Here is a 24,307-nt window from a genome sequence, read left to right on the forward strand (position 1 = left end):
GAAAACATATTGATTATCACTTTCGGTTCGCCTTGCTTGGATAAATATAGACAGGCGCCCGGAGCGTAAATCGATTGTTCCGAAACATTGAACTTGTCAACACCAGGGGAGACTCGAAGTGAAAAATGTTGGTTTGGGCAGTATCATTTGGCGTTTGAGTACATCTCTGTTAATTGGATGCGTAAGTGCTTTCACTACATCTATTAGTTCAAGTTTTGCCCAAAGTAACATCGTACCCGACGAAACTTTAGGAACTGCTGAGTCTTCGAGAGTTATTCCCAACTTTAACGGCGCCGCTAACGATGCAATAATAGGAGGCGCCGAACGCGGGCAGAATTTGTTTCATAGTCTCAGAGAGTTTGGTGTTAGTGAAAATAGAGGAGCTTATTTTCTGACTTTCAATGCCAATATCCAAAACATTTTTGCACGAGTCACAGGAAGTAACCCTTCGGAAATCTTTGGAACTCTGGGTGTACGTCAAGCTTTGGACTTCACACCATCCACAGCAAATCTGTATTTGATGAATCCGAATGGGGTTTTGTTCGGACAGAATGCTAACTTGGATTTAGGAGGTTCTTTTGTTGTAACGACAGCTTCGGGAATTCAGTTTGGCGAGCGTGGAGTATACAATGCTAGTGGTGGTCAACCTGCAGATGTTCTAACAATCAATCCTTCAGCTTTTTTATTCAATCAAATATCTAGAGGTAATATTACCAATCGTTCTGTTGCACCTGCGGGAAAAAATCTAGTTGGTGAGAGTATTACTGGGTTGCGTGTACCCGATGGTAAGAGTTTATTATTTTTGGGTGGTGACATCAATATAGAAGGTGGTGGACTTAGTAATCCACCTTTTGATGGAAGTGGTGGACTGCGTGCGTATAACGGAAGAATAGAGCTAGGGAGTTTGGCGGCGCCTGGTATTGTAGGATTGAATATAGCTGGTGATAGTTTGAGTTTTAACATTCCTGAAGGTGTGGAACGAGGTAATATATCCATTACTAATGGAGCAGAAATTAATGTTCGTGGTTCTGGTGGTGGGGATATTGCATTTACTGCCAAGGATGTAAATGTCAGTGGAATAGGTATAGTTAGAGCAGGTATTGATAATAAATTAGGTAGTCCCACGACTTTTGCGGGTGACATACAAATAAACGCGACGGGAACGGTAACGTTAACTGATGAGAATTCCCGTATTAGTAATGTTTTGGATGGTGAAGCTTTAGGTAAAAGCGGGAATGTAAATATTGTTACAGGTTCATTGATTATAAGTAATGATGCAATTTTAAGTACAGATACTTTTGGTATAGGGGATGCAGGAAATATATCTATCTTGGCAGACAAAGTACTTGTAAATGATGGTTTGATTGGTAGTAGCGTTCAATCAAGAGCGATTGGAAATGGTGGTAATATATTTATAAAAGTCAATGATGCTGTCTCGTTAATAGATGCTGTCGTTGATAGCAATATAGAATCAGGCGCCGTGGGTAGTGGTGGTACTATCAATATTGAAGCAGGTTCTTTGTCGATTACTGATAGCACCCAAATTCAAACTTTTGTGCGGACAAAAGATAATGAACAAACTCCAGGGATAAGAAATGGAGGTAATGTTAATATTAATGTTCGTGGCGCCGTTAATATTTCTGGTATTAAAGATGGAATACCTAGCGGTATCCGCAGCACCTTGACTGGAGTAGAGGGGAAAGCGGGTAATATTACAATTAATGCTGGCTCTTTAAATTTAACAGATAAAGCGGGAATTACTTCTGGTACTTTTGGTACAGGGAATGCAGGTAATATTTCTATTCAAGTTAATGATTTAGTTGCTCTTGATGATAGCGGCATATTTAGTAATGTGGGAGATGGCGCCGTTGGTAATGGTGGCGATATTAGTATAAAATCTGATTCGCTTTCTTTAGTTAATAGCTCTGTAATTTCTGCACAAGTGAATGCTGCAACTGCTAACTTTCCTGGTGGTAAAGGAAATGGTGGCAATATTAATATAGATGTTACTGGAAAAGTCACCTTCGCTCAAGCTCAACCAAGCATTACTAATGGAATTGTTAATGTAGTAGGCGTAGGCGCCGTTGGCAATGGTGGTAACATTACAATTAATGCTGGTTCGCTTGAAGTAACGGGTGGTTCCGAAATTCAAGGAAGTACCCGTGGGAAAGGTAACTCAGGAGCTATTACCATTAATGCGCGCGATACTATTCGTTTTGATGGTTCTGATGGTGGTAATATTTTTAGTCGCGCTATCAACTCGGTACAACTGGGAGCAGAAGGTAATGCAGGAGGAATAAAGATTACAACAGGTTCTTTATTTTTAACCAATGGTGCTATTTTCAGCAGCAGTACTAATGGAATTGGAAATGGGGGTGATATCAATATAGATGCCCGTAATCTAATTAGCTTGGATAGGGTAGCAGATATTAGTAATAATGTATTTGATTCAGGTAGAGGTAAAGCTGGTAATACTTTTATACAAACAGGTTCATTATTTTTAACGAATGGTAGCCAAATAAGTGCCGATGTGTCAGGTAAAGGAGACAGTGGAAACATTATTGTTAATGCACGCGATGCAATAAAGTTGGATAGTAAAATAGATAGTGCTGCGAGTTCAATTAGGACTGGGATACTTCGTAATGCTGAAGGAAAACCTGGGAATATTCAAATAACAACAGGTTCACTTTTAGTAAGTAACGGTGCTGATATTTCAACTAGCACTGTGGGAATAGGAGATGCAGGCAATATTACTATTAATGCTAGCGATACAATTACTTTTGAAGGATTTGATAGCAAACAATTTTTGCCAAGCGGAGCCAGAAGTACAGTTGCTTCTCCAGCAACAGGAAATGGTGGAACTATTCGGATTACAGGTAAGGAATTATTTCTTAAAAATAGTGGTCAAATTAATGCTAGTAGTTTTGGAACTGGTGGCAGTGGTAATATTTTCGTTAATATTAAAGATGCTGTCAATATTGACGGGGTTAGTCCTAGAGATGGGACGAGCAGTGGGATTATAAGCTTGATGTCTGGAACTACGGGTAAAGGTGGAGATATTCAGGTAACAACAGAGAGTCTGTCTGCTACCAATGGTGGTATTTTAGCTAATTTTGGTCAAGGTGAAATTGGTGACATTGTAATAAATGCGCGCGATAGTGTTAAATTTGATGGGGCTGGAAATGGATTAGGTAGTGGCGCCAGTAGCGTAATTTTACCAGACAAGCAAGGCAGTGGAGGAGATATTAAGATAACAACTGGGTTGTTTACTATTAGTAATGGTGCTAATATTAGTTCCCAAAGCTCTGGAATAGGTGATGGTGGTAATATTTTTATTGATGCTCGTGATAATATTAGCTTAATTAATAATGTTATTATTAACGCTAGCACTTCTGGGCAAGGAAATGGAGGCAGTATAACTATTAATGCTGGTAATTCCATTGATATGTCAGGTGTAGCTGAAGGTAATCAAAATCCTATTGTTATTAGTGCTGTCTTGCCCAGGAGTTTTGGAAGGGCTGGTGATTTACAATTAAGTGCGAAAAAACTGTCTTTAAACAATGCCGCCATTCTTAATAGCACATTGGGAACTGGAGATGCAGGTAATATTTTTTTGAAAGTATCTGAAGATATCTCAATGAATCGTAGTTTCGTTGATAGCAGCGTTTTTTCCGGAGGTATTGGTAAGGGTGGAAACCTGGATATTGAAACAAAAAATCTAACGTTAACTAATGGTTCTGGAATTAGCGCTGGGGTCTCTCGTTCACAAACATTAGCAAATACTCTTCTTCCAGCAGGTAATGGTAGAGGTGGAAATATTCGCATTAATGCATCTGATTCTATAAATATTTCAGGTATTGGTTCTACTGGTGCTTCTAGTACAATAGCAACCTTAACAGAGAGAGGTGCATCTGGTGATGCGGGAGATGTGAGTCTAACTACCAAAAACTTTCGTGCTACAGATGGAGCAGTTGTTTCGTCTGCAACTTTTAATGACAGCAAAGGTGGTGAAATTACCATCAATGCTGATATATTTGAACTTTTCAACGGCGCCCAAATACTAGGGAATACTCGCAGTAGTGGAAATGCAGGTAATATTAGCCTGAATATTAAAGACCGTATTACTATATCTGGAAGTGACCCAAATTTTAATCAAAGATTAGCTTTAGCACAAGAAAATTTAGGAGGGTCGGGTTCTAATACGGAATTAACTGATGTAGTTACAAATGAAGGCGCCGCAAGTGGACTATTCGCTAATACGGCGCCTGGTTCTACAGGTAATGGTGGTAGCATTATCATTGACCCTCGTGAGTTTATTATCTCTGACAGTGGACGCATCTCAGTTAATAGCGAAGGTACGGGAACTGCTGGTAATATTTCTGTTACAGGTGGAAATCTCACCCTGGATAAAGCTTCTATTACTGCCCGTTCTGCCAGCCGTGATGGTGGTAATATTAAATTTACTCTCAGTGATAAGCTTGTATTACGACGCAATAGCGAAATTTCTACCACAGCAGGCACAGCAGGCGCCGGGGGAAATGGTGGTAACATTGATATTAATGCCAAGTTTGTCGTTGCCATTCCTAAAGAAAATAGTAATATTAATGCCAATGCTTTTGAAGGGAATGGTGGCAGAGTACAAATCAATACTCAAGGTATATTTGGAATTGGTTTTAGTCCTCAAGAAACAGAATTGAGTGATATTACTGTTAGTTCTCAATTTGGTGTTTCTGGCGTTGCTGATATCAACTCTCCTAATAATAGCTTTATTCCTAACAATCTTACAGAACTTAATAAAGACACCATTGATACTAATGCAATTATTGCTACTAGTTGTATTGCTAGAGATAAAAAAAGCGGTACATTCTATGTTAGAGGTTCTGGTGGTTTCAGCGCGCGTCCTGGCAATGCTCCGCTTAGTACCTATTCAACGGGAACTGTAAGTAATTTGCCTGAAACCCAAGAACGGCGCCCTTGGAAAAAAGGTGACAGCATAGTTGAACCGCAAGGGATGTATCAATTACCAAACGGAAAAATTTTCATGGGTAATGAGTGTTCTGAAACCTAACCCCTAACCCTACCCCTGTTAAGGTGTACCAAAAGAGTACTAGCTAGAAGCCTTGGCGCCTTCTTAAAAAAACTTTTTATGAAACAGCAAAATTCGCTCCGGTTGCTACTCGCGTGCTATCTTGGACAACAACGCGTTTCGTTTAAACTTTTTCTAAGCGAGTGAGCCATTCGGACATCTCACTTGGCTGTTGCCAGTTAAGCATTGCTAGCGTAAAGTCATCAAGTTGCTTGGCGTTTAACTTTTGGAGTTGACTAACTATCTGTAACGTGATTTCATCCCCAAACTTGAATCGAATTATATTACTTACCAACTCAATCTTGCCTTTTAGTTCGCCTTTTAACCTAGCCTTGTTCATTTCAGCTTCATACCAAGCATCGACTTCTGCCATTGTTTTCATAAAATCTTCGTCCTCCGGAGTTAAGTTATCAGTAGGTATGTTTTGTAGGTAAACGCAGTATTTAACACATGCGCTAATTATATCATTTTTCTCTCTACGGTCTGGTGATAGCTGTTTGATTGATTCAAAAGCGATTTTCGCACTTTCTTTATCTCCTAACATTTTTAACCAGATGGTGTCAGGACTATTAGCCAATTGGTTAATAATTACTATTCCCATCCGTAATATTTGGGGAAGTCGATATACACCGGCGCCTAATTTACTAGCTGGTTGAGCGTTACATAAATTCAAGAGTTTTTCACTACAATTAACTGTTAGTATCCAGGTAAATGGATTTTGATTTTCTATTTGTTGCTTTGCTTGTTTGTCCAGTCGTTTAGAAGCTGTTAGCTGCTGTTGGCTTTTGGCATTTTCTATCAGTTCTTTTTGCTTTTGTTCCCAATATAGATTTTTTCGAGTAATCGATTTGCTAATATCGGTTTCTTCTAAGTACGAGCTATAGTGTTCGATGATTATTGTTGGATGCTCTTGCATTAATTTGTCAAATAATTCTAAATTCTCTTGTTGCCATTCTTGATTGTCTCTGAATATAAACATTAAATCAATTTCCAGGTCTTCGTCGTTATGGACTTGGATATTTTGTAGGGTGTCTCCTTTAGTTTTATATAGGGATTGAATATAGAATTTGAAGAATCGGTCGTGTTTGTATTGAGCCATTTAATTTTATGAATGTGCTTGACAATGATTTGATTTTATGAATTTTAGTTTGATAGAGGAAAATATTGTTAAATTATTATAACTAAAATTAGTACCCAAGATTTATAATTTGAGTTTTTTATCTTTGGGAGGCAGGCAGGGATGCCTCTCTTAACAAAGTTCCGATGCATAAAGGCAAATACCAGTGGATTACGGAGGAAACCTCCGCTCGGACTTTGCTCTGCTCCACAAGAATGTAAAAACGTAAAATTTCAGGTACATGAGGTACACGAATCATACCCAAACCCATGTAGAGACAGTACATGCCCGGTCTCTACATGTACGGTATGCACTAGTATTACTTGAAAGGTAACGACTATTTCAGCGCCGAAAACATTCTCATGGTATTTTTAAAGACATATTGATTATTACTCTCGGTTCGCCTTGTTTGGATAAATATAGACAGGCGCCCATTAGCCAATCAACTCTTCCGAATAATTGAACTTTTCGACACCAGGGGAGACTTGAAGTGAAAAATGTTGGTTTGGGCAGTATTATTTGGCGTTTGACTACATCTCTTTTAATTGGATGCATAAGTGCTTTCACTACATCTATCAGTTCTAGTTTTGCCCAAAGCAACATTGTACCTGACGAAACACTAGGAGCAACAGAGTCTTCGAGGGTTATTTTCAACTTTAACGGCGCCGCAAACGATGGCACCTATCATTTCATGAAAACTTTAATAATCATTATTATTTTTATTCAATCGTAAATTATTTACAAATTCATCATAAAATTTTAACTCTTAAACAATTTGTAACGTTTTTCATTACAGTAATTTTGTTCGATAGTATATTGAGATTAATCGAACAAGTTCAATCCATTTTAAAAATGACTAATAATAACGACATAGATAATGCCAGCGAAACAAATGAAGCAGGCGATAACAAAATCAAAAATCCACCGACTAAATATGATTCGCCTTGGAAGGATATATTACAAATATATTTTAAGGATTTTATGGAGTTCTTCTTTCCTGCCGCGTATAACGAAATTGATTGGACAAAAAAAATAGAGTTTTTGGATAAGGAACTTGAAGAAGTCACTAAAGATGCTGCGATTGGGCGCCGTTTTGCCGACAAGTTAGTAAAAATATATCTCAAAAATGGTCGGGAGGAGTGGGTATTAATACATATTGAAGTACAATCGCAAGAAGAAGAAGATTTTGCGATGCGGATGTATATCTATAATTATCGCATCTACGATAAATATAAAAAAACAGTAGCTTCGCTGGCAATTTTGGGTGATGACAAAGAAAATTGGCGCCCGTCGAGCTTTGGTTACAGTTTATTTGGCTGTTCGTTGAATTTTGAGTTTCCAATCATCAAATTGGTAGATTATCAACAAAGGCTATCCGAACTTGAAAACGATGGAAACCCATTTGCAACGGTAGTTATGGCACACTTGGCTGCTCTTAATACTCGTGAAGACCGCCAAGAACGTAAAGTACAGAAGCTGGCTTTGGTACGAAGATTATACGAAAAAGGGTTTGAGGAACAGGAGGTCATAAATTTACTAGCTTTTGTTGATTGGATGCTGACTTTACCACCGGATATTGAATCAGAGTTTAAACTTGAAGTAAAACAATTTGAGGCTGGACGACGTATGAAATATGTAACATCTTTTGAGCGCAGTGGCATTGAAATTGGTAGGCAGGAAGAAGCATTATCACTGGTAACACGGCAACTTAATCGTCGTTTGGGTAATATTGATGAGGCGACTAAGGAGCGTGTGCGTTCTTTGTCTACTGAAGAGTTGGAAAGGCTAGCTGAGGAATTACTTGATTTTACGTCGGTTACTGATTTAACTAACTGGTTATCAGGTGGGTAATTAGAGCGAAGCCTGCTATAAGCAGGCTAATGAGTATAGATGTAGTATAGATTACTTTTGTATAGGAACACTCTCATGGTATTTTTGAAAACATATTGATTATCACTTTCGGTTCGCCTTGTTTGGATAAATATAGACAGGCGCCCGGAGCGTAAATCAATTGTTCCGAAACATTGAACTTTTCAATACCAGGGGAGACTCGAAGTGAAAAATGTTGGTTTGGGCAGTATTATTTGGCGTTTGAGTACATCTCTTTTACTTGGATGCATAAGTGTTTTTACTACATCTATCAGTTCTAGTTTTGCCCAGAGCAACATTGTACCTGATGACATGGGAGCAGAGTCTTCGAGAGTTATTTTCAACTTTAACGGCGCCCCAAACGATGCGATAATAGGAGGCGCCGAACGTGGGCAGAATTTGTTTCATAGTTTTAGAGAGTTTAGCGTTAGTGAAAATAGAGGAGCTTATTTCCTGACTCCTAATGCTAATATCCAAAATATTTTTGCACGAGTCACAGGAAGTAACGCTTCACAAATCTTTGGAACTCTGGGTGTCCGTCAAGCAAATAACTTCACACCTTCTAATGCAAATCTGTACTTGATGAATCCGAATGGAGTTTTGTTCGGGCAGAATGGTAGGTTAGATGTTGGTGGTTCGTTTCTAGCAACGACAGCAAACGGGATTCAGTTTGGCAATAGCGGAGTATATAATGCTAGCGGTGGTCAACCTGTTGATGTACTGACAATTAATCCTTCTGCTTTCTTATTCAATCAAATATCTAGAGGAAATATTACCAATCGTTCTGTCGCACCTGCAGGGCAAAATTTAGTTGGTGAGAATATTACTGGGTTGCGAGTACCCGATGGTAAGAGTTTGTTGTTTTTGGGTGGTGATATCAATATAGAAGGTGGTGGACTTGTTAATAATGCGTCTTTTGATGGAAGTGGTGGACTGCGCGCGTATAACGGAAGGATAGAGTTAGGTAGTTTGGCGGTGCCTGGTATTGTAGGATTGAATATAGCTGGTGATAGTTGGAGTTTTAGTTTTCCTGAAGGTGTGGAACGAGGTAATATATCTATCACCAACGGAGCAGAAATCAATGTTCGTGGTTCTGGTGGTGGGGATATTGCATTTACTGCCAAGGATGTAAATGTCAGTGAAACAGGTATAGTTAGAGCAGGTATTGATAATAAATTAGGTAGTCCCACGACTTTTGCGGGTGACATACAAATAAACGCGACGGGAACGGTAACTTTAACTGATGAAAATTCCCGTATTAGTAATGTTTTGGATGAGGAAGCTATAGGTAAAAGCGGTAATATAAACATTATCACAGGCTCCTTAATTATAAGTAAAGATGCAACATTAAGTGTCGATACATTCGGCGCCGGGGATGCAGGAAATATATCTGTACTTGCAAGAGATAAAGTACTTATTAGTGATGGTTTAGTTGCTAGTAGTGTGCGACAGAAAGCAACAGGGAATGGCGGAAATATAAACATAATAGCGAATTCACTTTCTGTTACTGATGAAAGTTGGTTTGATACCAACACTTTAGGGAATGGTAATGCTGGCAATATACTGTTTAAAATTAATGATGCTATATCTCTAAGTGGGTATTCTGATTTGACTAATAATGTAGAAGCTGGTGCTATAGGAAATGGAGGTAATATAAATATTGAAGCAGGTTCATTATCAATTACTGATGGTACACAAATTCAAACATTAGTTCGTAGAGGAGAAAATGGGCTAACTTCAGGAAAAGGGAACGGAGGAAATGTCAATATCAATGTACGTGGAGTTGTGAATGTCTCTGGTATGAGAAGTCAAATACCAAGTGGTATTCGTGGTACTTCAAATTCTGAAGCTGAGGGAAATGCTGGAAATATTACAATTAATTCAGGCTCTTTTTATTTAACAGATAAAGCAGTACTCACTTCTAGTACATTTAGTAAAGCCAATGCAGGTAATATTTCTATTCAAGTTAATGATTTAGTTTCCTTTAACAATGGTACTATATTTAGTAATGTGGGAGATGGGGCTATCGGTGATGGTGGCAATATTAATATAAAAGCTGGTTCCCTTTCTTTAACTAATAGCTCTGTACTTTCTACAAGTGTTATAGGTACAACCGCTGACTTTTCTGGTGGTCGGGGAAATGGTGGTGATATTAACATAGATGTTAGCGGGAAAGTAACCTTTGCTGAAGCTCAACCAAAATTTTCTAATGGCATTTTTACCGATGTTGGAGCAGGCGCCTTTGGTAATGGTGGTAATGTTACAATCAATGCTGGTTCATTGGAAGTAACAGGTGGTTCGGAAATTCAAGGAAGTGTTCGCGGAAAAGGAAATTCAGGAACTATCACTATTAACGCGCGCGATACTGTTCGTTTTGATGGTTCTGATGGTGCAGATTTCCCTACCCGTGCAATTAACTCTGTACAATCTAAAGCCGAAGGTAATGCAGGAGATATCATTATTACAACAGACTCTTTGTTTTTATCAAACAGGGCTTTTCTGAGTAGCAGTTCGGATGGAAAAGGAAATACAGGTAACATTAATATAAATGCTCGCAATATTATTAGTTTGGATGGAGTAGCACAAATTACTAATAATGTATTTAAAGATGGTAAAGGAAAAGCTGGAAATACTTTTATACAAACAGGCTTATTATCGTTAACTAATGGTAGTCAGATAAGTGCTGATGTTTCGGGGAAAGGAGAAGGTGGCAACATTAATATTAATGCGCGCGATGCAGTTAAATTGGATGGAATAGTAGGTACTTTTAATAGTTCAATTCAAAGCGTTTTAATAACGGGTGGTGAAGGTAAAGCTGGAAATATCGATATCACAGCAGGTTCGCTTTCGGTAAGTAATGGTGCTGGAATTGCAACTAATAGCGATGGTAAAGGAGATACAGGTAATATTAACATTAATGCTCGCGAAACTGTTGGAATTGAAGGATTTGGAGGTGATTCCAGCTTGCCTAGTCGTGTTACTAGCAGTATTGGAGCAGGAGCTATTGGAAATGGTGGAAATATTCGCATTAGTGCAAGAACATTAGCATTAAAGAATGGTGGTCGAATCGATGGAAATACTATTGGTCAAGGGAAAGGTAGTAATATTTTCGTAAATACCAGTGATACAGTTACCATTGACGGCGCCGGAAAAAGGGTTAGCAGTGGTATTTCTAGTGGACCTTACGGTTTTCTGAATGTTGATAAGAATCCTACACAAGGTGCTGGCGGAGATATTCAAATAACAACAGGCTCTCTATTTATGAGTAATGGAGCTTTAATCGATTCTGGTGTCTTGAACCAGGGTGATGGTGGTAATATTTTTATAAATGCTCGTAATAATGTTAGTTTGATTAATAATAGTATAATCAATGCTAGTACAACTGGGAATGGTAATGCAGGTAATATCATTATCAATGCTGGCGATACAGTTAACCTCGAAGGTGGTCGCAACGGAAATAGTAGCATACTAAATTCTATTTATGTTAATAGTATAGGCAAAGCTGGAGATATACGCATCACAGCGAAAAAATTTTCATTGAATGATGACGCTTTATTAATAAATGGGACTTTTGGAAAAGGCGATGCAGGCAATATATTTTTACAATTATCAGAAGATATATTACTTAATGATAGTAATATTGCTAGTGGTGTTTTAACTGGCGTAGGAAATAGTGGGAATATAGATATTAGTGCTAGAAATATAATATCAAAAAGTTCTTTAATCACTACTGGTGTTTTTGGTGCTAACCAACTTGAAAATCTTTCTTTACCTCCTGGTAAAGGTAAAGCAGGTGATATTACTATTAAAGCTTCTGATTCCATAATATTTAGCGGTACTAGTGCTAGTGGTTTTTCCACAGGGATTGCAAGCTTAACGGAAAAAGGTACACTTGGAGCAGCAGGAAATGTTAGCCTTTCTGGTCGTAATATCCGCATTGCAGATAGCGCCATTATAAGTGCGAATACTGGCAATGAAGAGAAAGGTGGAGATATTAGCATCAATACTGATGTATTTGAGCTATTCAATGGTGGACAAATACGAACTGGTACTAATGATGCTGGCAATGCAGGTAATATTCTCCTTAATGTTAAAGACCGTATCGTGATATCGGGAAGCGACCCAACTTTTAACCAACGCATTGCATTAATAGAAGAAAATTTGAAAAGAACAGGCGCCAATGATGTGAGAATAAATGAAGCTTTGAATAATAACGGCGCCAATAGTGGACTATTCGCCAATACACTACCTGGTTCTACAGGTAATGGTGGTAGCATTATTATTGACCCTCGTGAATTTTTTATCTCTGATAATGGACGTATTTCGGTTAATAGTGAGGGTAGTGGAACCGCTGGTAATATTTCTATTGCGGGTGGAAATCTCACTGTTGATAAAGCTTCAATTTCTGCCCGTTCTGCTAGTCGTGATGGTGGGAATATTAAATTTACTCTTAGTGACAAGTTAGTGTTACGGCGCAATAGTGAAATTTCTACAAACGCAAGGGGAGATGGTGGTAATATTGATATCGCAGCCAAGTTTGTTGTCGCTCCTCCTAAAGAAAATAGTAATATCAAAGCTGATGCTTCTGAAGGAAATGGTGGTCGAGTCCAAATTAATACTCAAGGTATTTTTGGAATTGCTTTTAGTCCTATCGAAACAGAATTAAGCGATATTACCGTTAGTTCTCAATTTGGTGTTTCTGGCGTTGCTGATATCAATTCTCCCGATAATAGCTTTATTCCCAATAATCTAATAGAACTTAATAAAGACACCATTGATACTAATGCGATTATTGCTACTAGCTGTATTGCTAGAGATAAGAAGAGCGGTACATTCTATGTTAGAGGGTCTGGTGGTTTAAGCGCGCGTCCTGGTAATACTCCAATTAGTACGTACTCAACAGGAACTGTTAGTAATTTACCACAAACTCAAGAACGGCGCCGTTGGAAAAAGGGTGACAGCATAGTAGAGCCACAAGGTATGTACCAACTTCCAAATGGCAAAATTTTTATGGGTAATGAATGTTCTGAATCTTAAATCTTTTAACTAATTTAATAAATTTATACTAGGAAAAATTTAACAATGACAGGTAGAGCGCGCGCATTTTTTAGCTTTATTAGTATCAGCCAATTTATATTTACACCAAATGTAATAGCTCAAACTAACCCACCTGATGGAGTTAATATTCCTCCTAATACTGTCCAACGTCTTAACGAAACTAACCCTCAAAAAACACCTTCAACTCCAGTACCAATACCAAAACCAGAGTCATCACCTATTTTTAATACTCCAGGTACACTAGAACCAAGTAAAACACCGATTAATACAAATATTAGGTTTAAAATAAAAAAAGTCAATGTTTTGGGTAACACTGTTCTACAAGAAGAAATTGACAAAATTAAAAAGGATTATGAGGGTAAAGAAGAAACTTTTACTTTTGAACAATTAATTGAACTGCGAACGAAAATTACACAACTTTATATAGATAATGGTTATGCTACATCAGGCGCCTTTCTTCTTCCAGATGACCCCAAAGAACTCCCAGACCCTAAGAATTACGTTGTTAACATCCAAGTAGTTGAAGGTGAATTAGAGAAATTAGAAATAACTGGGCTTTCTCGACTCCAAGAAGGATACATTCGTAGTCGTGTTAACCCAGCTATTACTAAACCTCTTAACGTTAACCGACTTCGGGAAGCATTACAATTGTTACAAATTGACCCAGTACTCGAACGGGTTGAGGCAGAATTAACCGCAGGGAAACAAGCTGGTTTCAATATTTTAGCCTTACGTTTGACAGAGGCGCCTGCTTTTAGTGCTGGTATTATAATTGCTAATAACCAATCTCCTAGTGTTGGCTCAATTCAAGGTAGTCTTTTTCTCAACCACGATAACTTTTTAGGGTTTGGAGACCGCTTTTCTGCTGAATATGGACTTACCCAAGGTTTAAATCTTTACAGCCTTGGTTATACGTTTCCTATAACTCCCAATAATGGCACTTTCAGCGTTCGTTATAGTAATAATAATAGTACAATTACCGAGGCGCCGTTTAATGATTTAGGTATTCGCAGTGATTCCGAAACCCTATCATTTAGTTTACGTCAACCCATCATTAGAAAACCTCAAACCGAATTTGCTGTAGGTTTGGGTTTAGATTTGCGTCGAAATCAAACATTTATCCTTGATGATGTTCCCTTCTCCTTTTCCACGGGACCAGAAGATGGAGAGTCAAAAGTTACTGCAATTCGATTTTTTCAAGATTGGCTAAAACGTGATGCAACACAGGTTTTTGCCGCGCGTTCACAATTTAATTTTGGTATTGATGCATTTGACGCAACAATCAATAATTCTGGTACAGATGGACGCTTCTTTTCTTGGGTCGGGCAATTTCAATGGGCAAAACAAGTATCTCCTAGAAGAACTTTAATTGCGCGCGTTGATACCCAGCTTACACCAAATTCTCTACTTTCTTTAGAGCGTTTTAGTATTGGTGGAGTTGGAACAGTTCGCGGTTATCGTCAAAACCAAATTACATCAGATAATGGTATATTAGCCTCTGTAGAATATAGTTTTCCTCTTTTACCTAATTTAAGAAATCTACAATTCACACCTTTTTTTGAATTAGGTTATGGTTGGAATAATCGTGGCGAAAACCCTCAACAAAATTTTATTGCCAGTTTTGGTAGCAGTTTACGTTGGGAAATAACTCCTAGTTTTGATATCACTATAGATTATGGTATTCCTTTAGTTATTCTAGAAGATAAAGGTGATTCTTTACAGGATAACGGTTTATATTTTTCGTTACGTTATAAACCTTTTTGATTTTTATGTTATCTAGCAATTCTTACGATTTTTTCGTTACCCTGATTTAAACGGATACATTGCTCATGTGTATTGGCATTAGCTGGTCGAATGTGAGGACTAAATACATTCTGCAATATTACAATAGCTGTTAATGCTATTATAGTTGTAATTTGAAGTTGATTGTTGTTCATATGCTGAAATAATTAAGATATTACTTGGATAAAAAGGATTTAAGAACTCTTACTGCTCCTAATCTTTCTGAGTACTTCTTAGTATCTCTCTCTTTTTTATAAAGTCTCGACGGCGCCTATGGATAATAACTTGAAATATTTAGCTTTATTTTGGGTAAAATTATTTTCCATATTACATACATCTCCTTTTTAACAACAGTAGGGTGGGCAGTGCCCACCGTACAATCTACACACCGTACAATCCACTTATTCAACATCTACATTTGAGCATTGCCCTTGGTCATCGCAATGTAAAAAAACTGAACCATCTGGACGAATGGATATCAAATAATTATCTGGTGAGTAAGAAATTGGTTTGTTAGTAACATCATCTACAGGGTTATAGCCATATATAACTAACCCTTGTGGTGTTGAATCTAGTTTCATAGTTTGTCTAACAACAGTTGTTTTTCTAGTTAGAGGATTAAAATATCTGGTTCTCATAACTCCAGAATGTCCTTCCATCTTTAGAACACTTTCATAAACAATTCCATCGAAACTATGCGTTAACTTGAATGTCTCATAAATAGGTGATGGTTTAATAGTTTGAGAAACTGTATATGAAGAAGTTTGCAATGGAGTTTTCGCATCTACAGACTCTAAACCCAAAAATCCTAGTCCAGTAACTAAAATACCAATTGAAGCGAATTGTTTTAAATTCATGACTTTCTCCTTTCAAATACCAAGATTTACGATACTATTGCAATTGAAGGCTGGTGCGTGACGCTTTGGAAAAACTTGAACGTAGTAATAAAACTTGTAGCGTCACGCACCCTACCATTTATAACCGACACCCACTTTTAAGAGAGTTCCACCTCCATTAGTAAAATAAGTTCCATCTCCGTAGATAACAATATCCTTAGTAATTGCACCTTCTGCACCAGCTTGTAAAACAGCACCAGTACCTAAAGAAACGGAAAATGAACTATCACTAAGGGTGAATACAGAACCGCCTATACCAGCATAGATATTTGCCTTTTCACTCAGCCCAAAATCATAAGTGACAGTAGGTATAAATAAAGTTGCACATACACCACTTTCACAGGCGCCTGTTACAGTAGCTCGGATAGAAAATGAGTCTAAATCAAACCTTCCATTCACAGTTGGTGATGCTCCACCGCTGTCTACACTTACTCCGGCGCCGACGTAACTTCCTTTCATTCGTTGTTCTGCGCTAGCAGATTGAGATGATAAAAAAGTAGGAACACAAGCGAGAATAGAGACAAAAGTGATTGTTGCCACAGACCTGAAAAAGCGTTGCATAATTAACCTCTATTAAGATAAATTCAAATTCTTGCTATAGATGAAAGTAAAAACACCAACCATTTCCTAAGCAATAATTACTTTTGATTGGCTCCGTGTTTTTGCTTACATTATTAAATTACAACTAATCTCAAATATATAAAATCTCTGTTTACGCCAATTTTTGAATAAAAGCTTGACACCTGAATGACATAAAACTGCAAATTTATACCATTTTTATATGAAGATGCGCTTTATTACTCTTACTCCCCCCTTATTAAGGGGGGCTGGGGGGGATTTAATTATTTGCAGCTTCACATTAAATTGGTATTAGTTCAAAATAACCATCATAATCAAAAATATTTCTACGCTTGTAAAAAATTAGGGTACGAAATAATTGTGAGAATAGGCGCCGTGAAGTTGACCTATATTATGTTTTAGGCATGACAATGGGGAGATGCTACCCTGCGGGAAAACTTCGTTAACGTTCCTCAGCATGACAATGTGGAGATAGTTAGTATTATGATATTGGCGCCCTTTTGAGCAAGCTTATAATCAAAAAAGCCGTAACGTTATTAGATGTAGGTAAGTCCCATGAGTCAGGATAAGAGCCAAAACGTCCAGCAGTTTCCTCCGTTTAATGATAAGAATGAAGAGGCGCCTGATATTGGAGGTGGCTTACCTGTTATTGAATATTGGGCAAAGCATACTATCTCTCCTGAAGGGCCAAAACTTTGGAAAACTTTACTTCACCATAGTGCTTGTCTTTCTTGCTCTTGGGGGACGGGAGGGCAAAAGGGGGGTTTTACTAATGAGGATGGGGAAAAGCTTCAGCGCTGTATGAAAAGTGTTGAGGCTATTTCGGCGGAAATTAAACCGGGTATTAAACAGCAATTTTTTGAGCAACAGAGCATTACTGAGCTACAAAAACTCACTTCAATGGAAGCTGATAGGTTGGGACGGTTAAGTTTTCCAATGATTTTGCGAGCGGGGAAATCGCACTATGAGCGCATTTCTTGGTCAGAAATTTATCAAATAGCTGAAGCTGGTTTCCGTAAAACCCCAGAACGAGTAGCTTCTTATAGTTCGGGTCGGTCTTCTAACGAAGCGGCATTTTTACTGCAATTAATGATGCGGTCGCTTGGCTCTAATAATTTAGCTGATTGTTCAGATTTGTGTCACGCTCCTTCGACTTATGGCCTTCAGCAGATGTTTGGCACAAAAACCTCTATTGTAAGTTTAGAAAGTTTGAATGAAGCTGATTGTGTTGTTTTAAGTGGCGCCAATTCTGCTTACAACCATCCACGTTTGATGAATGAGTTAATCAAATTGCGAGAGCGTGGGGGAAAGATAATTGTTATTAATCCTATTATGGAAATAGGGTTGGTTAAATTTGGCTCTCCTGCTTTCCCTATCAAATCTTTAATACCTGGTTCAGATATTGCTTCGTTGTATCTACAACTAATCCCCGGTAGCGATTCTGTATTATTTACTGGAATTCAAAAAGCACTTATTGAAACAGGAAATATTAAAACAGAATTTCTTCAAGCTTACACAGAAGGATGGGAAGCAGTAGTGGAGAATGCTCGCTCTATTTCTTGGGAAACTATTACAGAAATATGTGGAGTATCGCAAGCAGAAATTGAGGCAGCCGCAGCTATAATTAGTAATGCGTCATGTGTTGTGTTTGGTTGGGCAATGGGTATCACCCAACATCAAAATGGTGTAGATAACGTTTATAGTATTGGCAATACTGCATTAATGAGTGGCAATATTGGAAGAGAAGGAGCGGGTGTAATGCCCGTGCGAGGACACTCAAACGTTCAGGGTTTCGGCTCAATGGGTGTAACAAGCCAAAAAATTAAAAAAGGACTTCAAGAAGCATTAGAAAGGCTTTTAGGACGTTCTTTAAGTACTGTTAAAGGTTATGATACTCGTTCGTTAATTGAAGCTGCTGACGAACACAAGGTAGATACACTCATCTGTCTAGGTGGAAATTTATATGGCGCCAATCCAGATTCAACTCAGGCAAAACGCGCGTTAGGTAATATTGAGACTATAATATACTTGGCTACGAAACCTAACTTAGGGCATTTTCACGGATTAGCCAAACAAAATACAATTGTCATTCCCGTATTAAACAGATTTGAAAATCCTCATAAAACAACTGTTGAATCGGGTAATAATTTTGTACGTCTCAATGACGAGGGTAAAACTCATCTTAAAAACGCTGATTTAATTCCAGAAGTAGAATTTTTGACAGAGTTAGCTCATAGAATTCACGGCGAATATCCAGTAGATTGGCGCCAGCTTCGAGATACAAAATTCATCCGTAAACTAATCGCGCAAACCGTTCCAGGTTATGAGAAAATAGGTACGATTGATGAAACCAAAGAAGAGTTTACTATTGGTGGACGCATTATTAATACACCTCACTTTCCCACTGAGAACGGTAAAGCTAAAATGTTTGTTACGCTATTACCACAACTAACACTTCCTGACCGAAAAGCTTTTGGCGCCTCAGAGCAAACCCAAGGAATTGTAGTAGCATTAATAACAGCACGTAGCTATGCTCAACATAATACAGTAGTCTATCAAATAGAAGACAAATATCGGGGAATGCCCCACCGTAACTGTATCTTAATGAATCGAATCGATTTAGAAAAAGCAGGATTGAAAGAACATCAACGAGTTACTGTAAAGGGAAACGCAGGTAAATTAGAAAATGTGGAAATTATTCACGGAGCAGTACGACCCGGAGCAGCGTTAATGTTTTACCCAGAAGTAAATGTAATTTTTAACGCACAGGTTGACAAACGAGCAGGAACTCCAGCATATAAAAGAGTCCCCGTGTTTGTTTACGCAAATTAAATTAAGGGTTATCGTACATTGCTTCTTGGAATAATTCAAATTATACCGAATTGTTGAATGTGAAAACAACTAAACAATGACAAGGCGCCTCTATGTTTCTTCTTCAACTATAAAGGCGCCTGCCATTAACTTAATAAAATAAAAGACTAACTAAAACGGTTAATTAACTCTTCACGAGATAATTGCAGCAATAAGGGAGTATATTCCTCAGTGGGTTGCGCTAACATTGATGGAATAATGTTAAGTAGCTCACTGTCAAGTGTGCCGAAACGAAGCTCTGAGCAAATTTTCCAATAAAATACGTTGACCTTGTTCGATACCTTGTTCGATACCTCGGCGCCTAGTAGCTTCTTCCCATTCTTGATAAGCTTTTGATACTATCATTTTAAACTCCGAATCTTCAAAACCTTCTTGTGGTGCTACATCTATACTAATCCGCCAAGTCGATAATAGACGCAGTGCAACGGGAGCGCTGATTATCATTTTCTTCTAAAGTTAGAACTTCTTTTACAGCTTTTCCTTGAACTGCACCTCGTCCAAAAAGCCTCAACCACATTGTTTCTGGGATTTTAGGCAGTTTGTTAACTGATACAAACCTTGTATGATAACCTTTTGAGGAAAAGTATATTCCGTTAACCCAGTTTCTGCGAGGTTTGGCGCCATAGTGTTTGAGTATTTTTTCTGATAATGAAGGTGCAATTATCCATAGCTTTGGTGATTCTTGATCAAAATAAGCTTTTAGTTACTAGATATTTTTTATACTTTATAACCCTTTATAGCATTATTGTACTAATATAGATTGCGTTTACGAGTATTTTTATATCTTCATAGAAAATTTATTTGATGAATGAATGTAACAGAAATTATGATTTTATTAAGCAATTAAACAATGCAATTTTTAACGCGCGGGTTTAAAAAAAGCAGGAACTCCAGCATTTAAGAGAGTTCCTGTGTTTGTGTATGTAAATTAAATCATGCGAAAGGAAGGCGCCTAAGTGTTAAAACTTGCCAGGGTTGTCATCAAGTGCTAGTAAGAAATTAATCAGGTCTGTTTGCTGTTGTGTGCTAAACCCAGTTTGATTATCTACATAGAACTCATGACCTGTACCATCCAGGTTAGCGCGCTCTGGACTTAAAGCTGGGTTTAATTTGTTGGCTGTCACAACTTTCTTACGAAGTTCCTGATCTAATAACGCGCGTAAACTGCTAGCAGGATCAGCTGGTAAACCTTGGCTTAGAGTACCAGTTAATCCTAAACCACTAGGGTCAACAACCTGAAATCTGCTATTCCCAAAAACCTTTAGGCTTCCTTCTCGCACTGCTACACCACCATCATGTAAATAGGGCGCGCTGAAATACAAGCCTCTAAGGGTCGTTGTTTTGTAACCACCATCCGGTAATATACCCTTGGGTAATGTTGTAGAATTAACAGAGATACCATCCGTTGGCACGTCCAGTACTTGCGCGTTAGCAGACACAGGAACGGTAGTGTCAAAAGTATATAACTTCGGTTCTACTAACAAGTTATTCAGTCCTAAACGAGATTTCGCGCGGGCTGAATTAGTGCCAATTTCTTCAATGGGATGAATTGTGTTGTCAGTAAAGAAGGGAGGGATATGGCAAGTTGCACAATTAGCTTTCTCAAATACCCTTGCTCCTCGCTGCACTGAACCACTTCTTAAGGCTTTGAAATTTTCTTGTGTGCGGTTAGCAGGTGGTACTAAGCTATTTTGGAAAGCAGACATGGCATTATTAGCAAAAAAGAATTTGCCACTGGCTATGTCATTTGGATTGTCACTATTAGGACTAAAAAATAAACCGTTGTATGTAACCAAACTAGGTCTTAGATTCGGGTAATTACCGGCGCCAGGAGCAGAGACTTGATCCTCCAATTCTGCAAAGGGAATACCTAATTCTTGCTGCTTCTGTTGCAGCCATACTGAAGGTTTTACTCCATCTGGTAAACGTAATCTTGGATCGGCAGCATTCTGAAGAAATGTACCAATATATACTTCTGGATCAATGTTCAGCGTTTCTTGACTTAATTGAGTAGCTGCTAACAGATTAATTTCCGAGGAGTGAACTGCATTGTTGAATGCACTGAGTCCAGCAAATGGACCAACAGCAAATTGTCCATCAGATGAATAAGGATGATTCTTAAACGTGAAACCACTGGGAATTTGGGTGGTATTGTTAATGCTATCCGTTGAACTCTCGAAATTACCGAAAGGTACATCCAAAACGGCATCATCAAAGGCTTTTTCAAACTTTTCAGGGTCAGGCAATGTTACAGTTTGACCTTTGCTATCAATAATAGTCTTACCATTACCTTGGTATTGTGGGTCTAAGGGGTTAAAGTTCAATCTTGCAAACCCGGCAGATGTATTTGGCGCCAATGCGGTTAACAAAGAAATGACAAGTTCACCATTTGGAACTCCTGCCAATCTTTTACCTTCATTAGAAATACTCGCATGACAGGCTGCACAGCTAATACCTATTGTGCGAGTTTTCTCATCAGTTATAAATCCCAGAGGAAAAGTTCCTCCCTTTTCTACTTTTAGACCTGTATTTAAGCGAGTTCCGGCAGGAAAAGTCCGACTACCTAAGACGATATCCTTCTGAAGGGTAATTTGTAAGTTTTTTGTAGCTTGACCACCCAACTGTGTAATTGCTGTTGTGATTTCTGGCACAATGGTGGCAAAACCTTGTGCAAAACCAAACACCCCTTGCAGACCAAAGTTATCACCTATCTTTCGATTGAAGTATATATCTTCCCCTTTGTCTATTAATTCCTGAGTAATTTGAACTGCTCCTACCTTTTGATCGTCCACTGGATCATTAAGCAGTTTACCAAAATAGTCATAAGAGCCTAATGGTTGAGTTGGAGCAGGTTGTAAAAGTTTAAATTCATTCCTAGGGAACATTGCTCCTGCTGGCTGTCCCATCAAACTATTTGATACTACAATACCAGCCAAACTCATGATAAACACGCAAATGAACAAGGATATCTTGGCTTTTTTAGCGAATAATCCCCTCAATAAACTCTTTTTCGCGTTGTTCTTCTGGGGTTCCATATTAAGATGTTTTGAAAGAGATTTGCCTTTTTAATACCACAATCAACAGTGATTCTACGTGAAAGACATAAAAATTTATATCGTTTTTTTCAATCCATCCTGTTCCACCTTCGGATGTCGAAGATAAAAGTTGATTTGCAATTTGTTCTGGTGTATCGCTGTTAAAGTAACTTCGCGTACTGTCATCGATATCGCCAAAAAATTTCATTTCAGCTTCACCATTAATGCTGCCATCGGCAGAAATTTTAATTGTATTAGTTATTGTGTAGCGATTTTGCTCGGCAGTGGTTTTTGGAGTGTAGGCAATCTCAACTTTGTCGCTGGCAATAACAACAAATTTTCCACTGAGGGAAGTATCGAGTTCACCAAATGCAGCATCGTGAGCGGTTGGATTAGCAAAAATTTTATATGCTGGTAGATAAATCATTGCGTGGTTGAAATGTGGCGCAGGTAGTGGTAATTTTTCATAAATATCTCCCCAGTCAACTAGTACTGCGTAAGCGTCAATACCTTTGGCTTTTAATAAAGCTTGCATCAAAACTACATGGTCTTTGCAATCACCATATCCATTTTGCAGCACATCACTAGAAGAGTTTGGAACATATCCAGCAGATTCATTTAGATATATTGCAACGTATTGAATATTTTGTGCTACCCAATTATAAATAGCGCGCGCAGCCTCAATACCTTGTTTGTTGCCTGTAATTTTGTTCGCTAGTGCAATCATATCAGGTGTGACTAAGATTTTATCGCGTGATTGTTTCGAGTAAATGGCGCCGATTTCTTCCCAGTTATCAAGGTTACTAAATAGAAACAATGGGCTGATATCAATAGAATTTACCATACTATTTTCTCGCTGGCGCCCAGCTTGATTTTTGATGGTTGCGGTAATTATTCGACTGACATTTATAGATGCTTCGTTCCTCAGCATGACATTTATAGATGCTTCGTTCCTCAGCATGACATTTATAGATGCTTCGTTCCTCAGCATGACATTCATAGATGCTTCGTTCCTCAGCATGACAAATCATTAAAATTTTTAGTAAGCGTTGGTAGGCTTCGCCCGTATAGCCGTACCCTTATAGGGTATGGGGTAACGGAATAACAACCATAAATGACAACAACCGGGATAAAAATAATATTAGTCGAACCAGCGGGCCCATTAAACGTGGGTTCAACAGCACGTGTGATGAAAAATTTTGGTTTGACTCAACTCATTTTAGTTAACCCACAGTGTGACCATATAGGCGCCGAAGCGAAACTTATGGCGGTTCGTGCATCAGATATATTAGAATCGGCAATCATTGTAAACTCTTTACCCGAAGCTTTAATTGGATGTAAGCGTGCGATAGCTACAACTGGCGCCGACCATGACTGGGATGCACCTTTGGAAACACCACGTGATGCTTTACCCTGGTTACTCGAAGAAAACGCACAACCCAGTGCTTTAATATTTGGTCGTGAAGACCGGGGGTTGAGTAACCAAGAATTAAATTATGCCCAACGATTTATTCGTATTCCTTCCAGCGAAGAATATTCATCATTAAATTTGGCAATGGCTGTTGGTGTTTGCTGCTACGAACTTGCACAGCAAGCGACCGTATCATTACACGAAACAGATGTAGCAAAAAACATACCTTATTTAAACCAACTGGCGCCTGTAGAGCTTGTCGAATCGTATTACCAGCAGTTAGAATTACTACTGCTTAGTATTGGTTATCTTTTTCCTCATACTGCAAAAAGCCGTATGGAAAAATTCCGACAACTGTACAACCGCACGCAGCTAAAAAATAGGGAATTAGCTATGTTGAGAGGAATTTTACATCAGGTACAATGGGCACTTGATAAAAAAAACCATGCTGGCGATTAGCAAATATATTTATGATGTGCTTTTGCCACCACCCCAAACTAAATAATATGGCTTAAACTAAACAAGCAGAGTGTAAAGTGCTGAGTGCTGAGTTCTGAGTTCTGAGTGCTGAGTTCTGAGTGCTGAGTGCTGAGTTCTGAGTTC

The 24,307-nt window shown here is 38.3% G+C and carries 14 protein-coding genes; 6 read left to right on the forward strand and 8 right to left on the reverse strand.

Features of this window, described 5'->3' with window-relative positions:
- Positions 1-118: 118 nt before the first annotated feature.
- Positions 119-5,068, forward strand: coding sequence for a beta strand repeat-containing protein (locus DSM106972_RS36845; RefSeq protein ID WP_127085344.1), 4,950 nt, complete (start codon positions 119-121; stop codon positions 5,066-5,068).
- A 142-nt stretch (positions 5,069-5,210) separates the two neighbouring features.
- Here DSM106972_RS36845 and DSM106972_RS36850 read toward each other — a convergent pair whose 3' ends face one another.
- Together DSM106972_RS36850 and DSM106972_RS36855 are read right to left on the reverse strand one after the other, a co-directional pair.
- Positions 5,211-6,185, reverse strand: a complete 975-nt coding sequence (locus tag DSM106972_RS36850) for a hypothetical protein (protein ID WP_127085345.1) — start codon at positions 6,183-6,185, stop codon at positions 5,211-5,213.
- A gap of 378 nt (positions 6,186-6,563) precedes the next feature.
- A complete protein-coding gene (locus DSM106972_RS36855) occupies positions 6,564-6,884 on the reverse strand; it encodes a hypothetical protein (RefSeq protein WP_127085346.1) in 321 nt (106 codons plus the stop codon).
- 171 nt (positions 6,885-7,055) lie between these two features.
- On the opposite strand from DSM106972_RS36855, the gene DSM106972_RS36860 reads away from it, so the two are divergent.
- The 3 genes from DSM106972_RS36860 to DSM106972_RS36870 all read left to right on the forward strand — a co-directional run bounded on the left by DSM106972_RS36860 (position 7,056) and on the right by DSM106972_RS36870 (position 14,894).
- Positions 7,056-8,054 carry a DUF4351 domain-containing protein gene (locus DSM106972_RS36860; protein ID WP_127085347.1) on the forward strand — a complete coding sequence of 333 codons (999 nt, stop codon included), beginning with the start codon at positions 7,056-7,058 and terminating at the stop codon, positions 8,052-8,054.
- Between the two features lie 204 nt (positions 8,055-8,258).
- On the forward strand, positions 8,259-13,109 hold the full coding sequence (locus DSM106972_RS36865) for a beta strand repeat-containing protein (RefSeq protein WP_127085348.1): 4,851 nt from the start codon (positions 8,259-8,261) through the stop codon (positions 13,107-13,109).
- A gap of 45 nt (positions 13,110-13,154) precedes the next feature.
- On the forward strand, positions 13,155-14,894 hold the full coding sequence (locus DSM106972_RS36870; protein WP_127085349.1) for a ShlB/FhaC/HecB family hemolysin secretion/activation protein: 1,740 nt from the start codon (positions 13,155-13,157) through the stop codon (positions 14,892-14,894).
- A gap of 8 nt (positions 14,895-14,902) precedes the next feature.
- On the opposite strand, the gene DSM106972_RS51735 is transcribed toward DSM106972_RS36870, so the two are convergent.
- The 3 genes from DSM106972_RS51735 to DSM106972_RS36880 form a co-directional block, all read right to left on the reverse strand.
- Positions 14,903-15,067, reverse strand: coding sequence for a hypothetical protein (locus tag DSM106972_RS51735; protein ID WP_158632939.1), 165 nt, complete (start codon positions 15,065-15,067; stop codon positions 14,903-14,905).
- A gap of 246 nt (positions 15,068-15,313) precedes the next feature.
- On the reverse strand, positions 15,314-15,769 hold the full coding sequence (locus tag DSM106972_RS36875) for a hypothetical protein (protein ID WP_127085350.1): 456 nt from the start codon (positions 15,767-15,769) through the stop codon (positions 15,314-15,316).
- A gap of 111 nt (positions 15,770-15,880) precedes the next feature.
- Entirely contained in the window at positions 15,881-16,369 is a 489-nt protein-coding gene (locus tag DSM106972_RS36880) for a hypothetical protein (RefSeq protein WP_127085351.1), read from the reverse strand.
- A gap of 573 nt (positions 16,370-16,942) precedes the next feature.
- Here DSM106972_RS36880 and DSM106972_RS36885 point away from each other — a divergent pair.
- Entirely contained in the window at positions 16,943-19,219 is a 2,277-nt protein-coding gene (locus DSM106972_RS36885; protein WP_127085352.1) for an FdhF/YdeP family oxidoreductase, read from the forward strand.
- 255 nt (positions 19,220-19,474) lie between these two features.
- Here DSM106972_RS36885 and DSM106972_RS52785 read toward each other — a convergent pair whose 3' ends face one another.
- The 3 genes from DSM106972_RS52785 to DSM106972_RS36900 form a co-directional block, all read right to left on the reverse strand.
- Positions 19,475-19,702: a hypothetical protein gene (locus tag DSM106972_RS52785; protein WP_201800835.1), complete on the reverse strand. Its 228-nt coding sequence runs from the start codon at positions 19,700-19,702 to the stop codon at positions 19,475-19,477.
- A 515-nt stretch (positions 19,703-20,217) separates the two neighbouring features.
- On the reverse strand, positions 20,218-22,200 hold the full coding sequence (locus DSM106972_RS36895; protein ID WP_325052253.1) for a hypothetical protein: 1,983 nt from the start codon (positions 22,198-22,200) through the stop codon (positions 20,218-20,220).
- A gap of 94 nt (positions 22,201-22,294) precedes the next feature.
- Positions 22,295-23,314 carry a transglutaminase-like domain-containing protein gene (locus DSM106972_RS36900; RefSeq protein ID WP_127085354.1) on the reverse strand — a complete coding sequence of 340 codons (1,020 nt, stop codon included), beginning with the start codon at positions 23,312-23,314 and terminating at the stop codon, positions 22,295-22,297.
- A gap of 93 nt (positions 23,315-23,407) precedes the next feature.
- Between DSM106972_RS36900 and DSM106972_RS36905 the strand changes: the two genes are divergently transcribed.
- Positions 23,408-24,163: an RNA methyltransferase gene (locus DSM106972_RS36905; protein ID WP_127085355.1), complete on the forward strand. Its 756-nt coding sequence runs from the start codon at positions 23,408-23,410 to the stop codon at positions 24,161-24,163.
- Positions 24,164-24,307: the final 144 nt, after the last annotated feature.

It is taken from the genome of Dulcicalothrix desertica PCC 7102 (assembly GCF_003991905.1).
GTDB classification, from domain to species: domain Bacteria; phylum Cyanobacteriota; class Cyanobacteriia; order Cyanobacteriales; family Nostocaceae; genus Dulcicalothrix; species Dulcicalothrix desertica.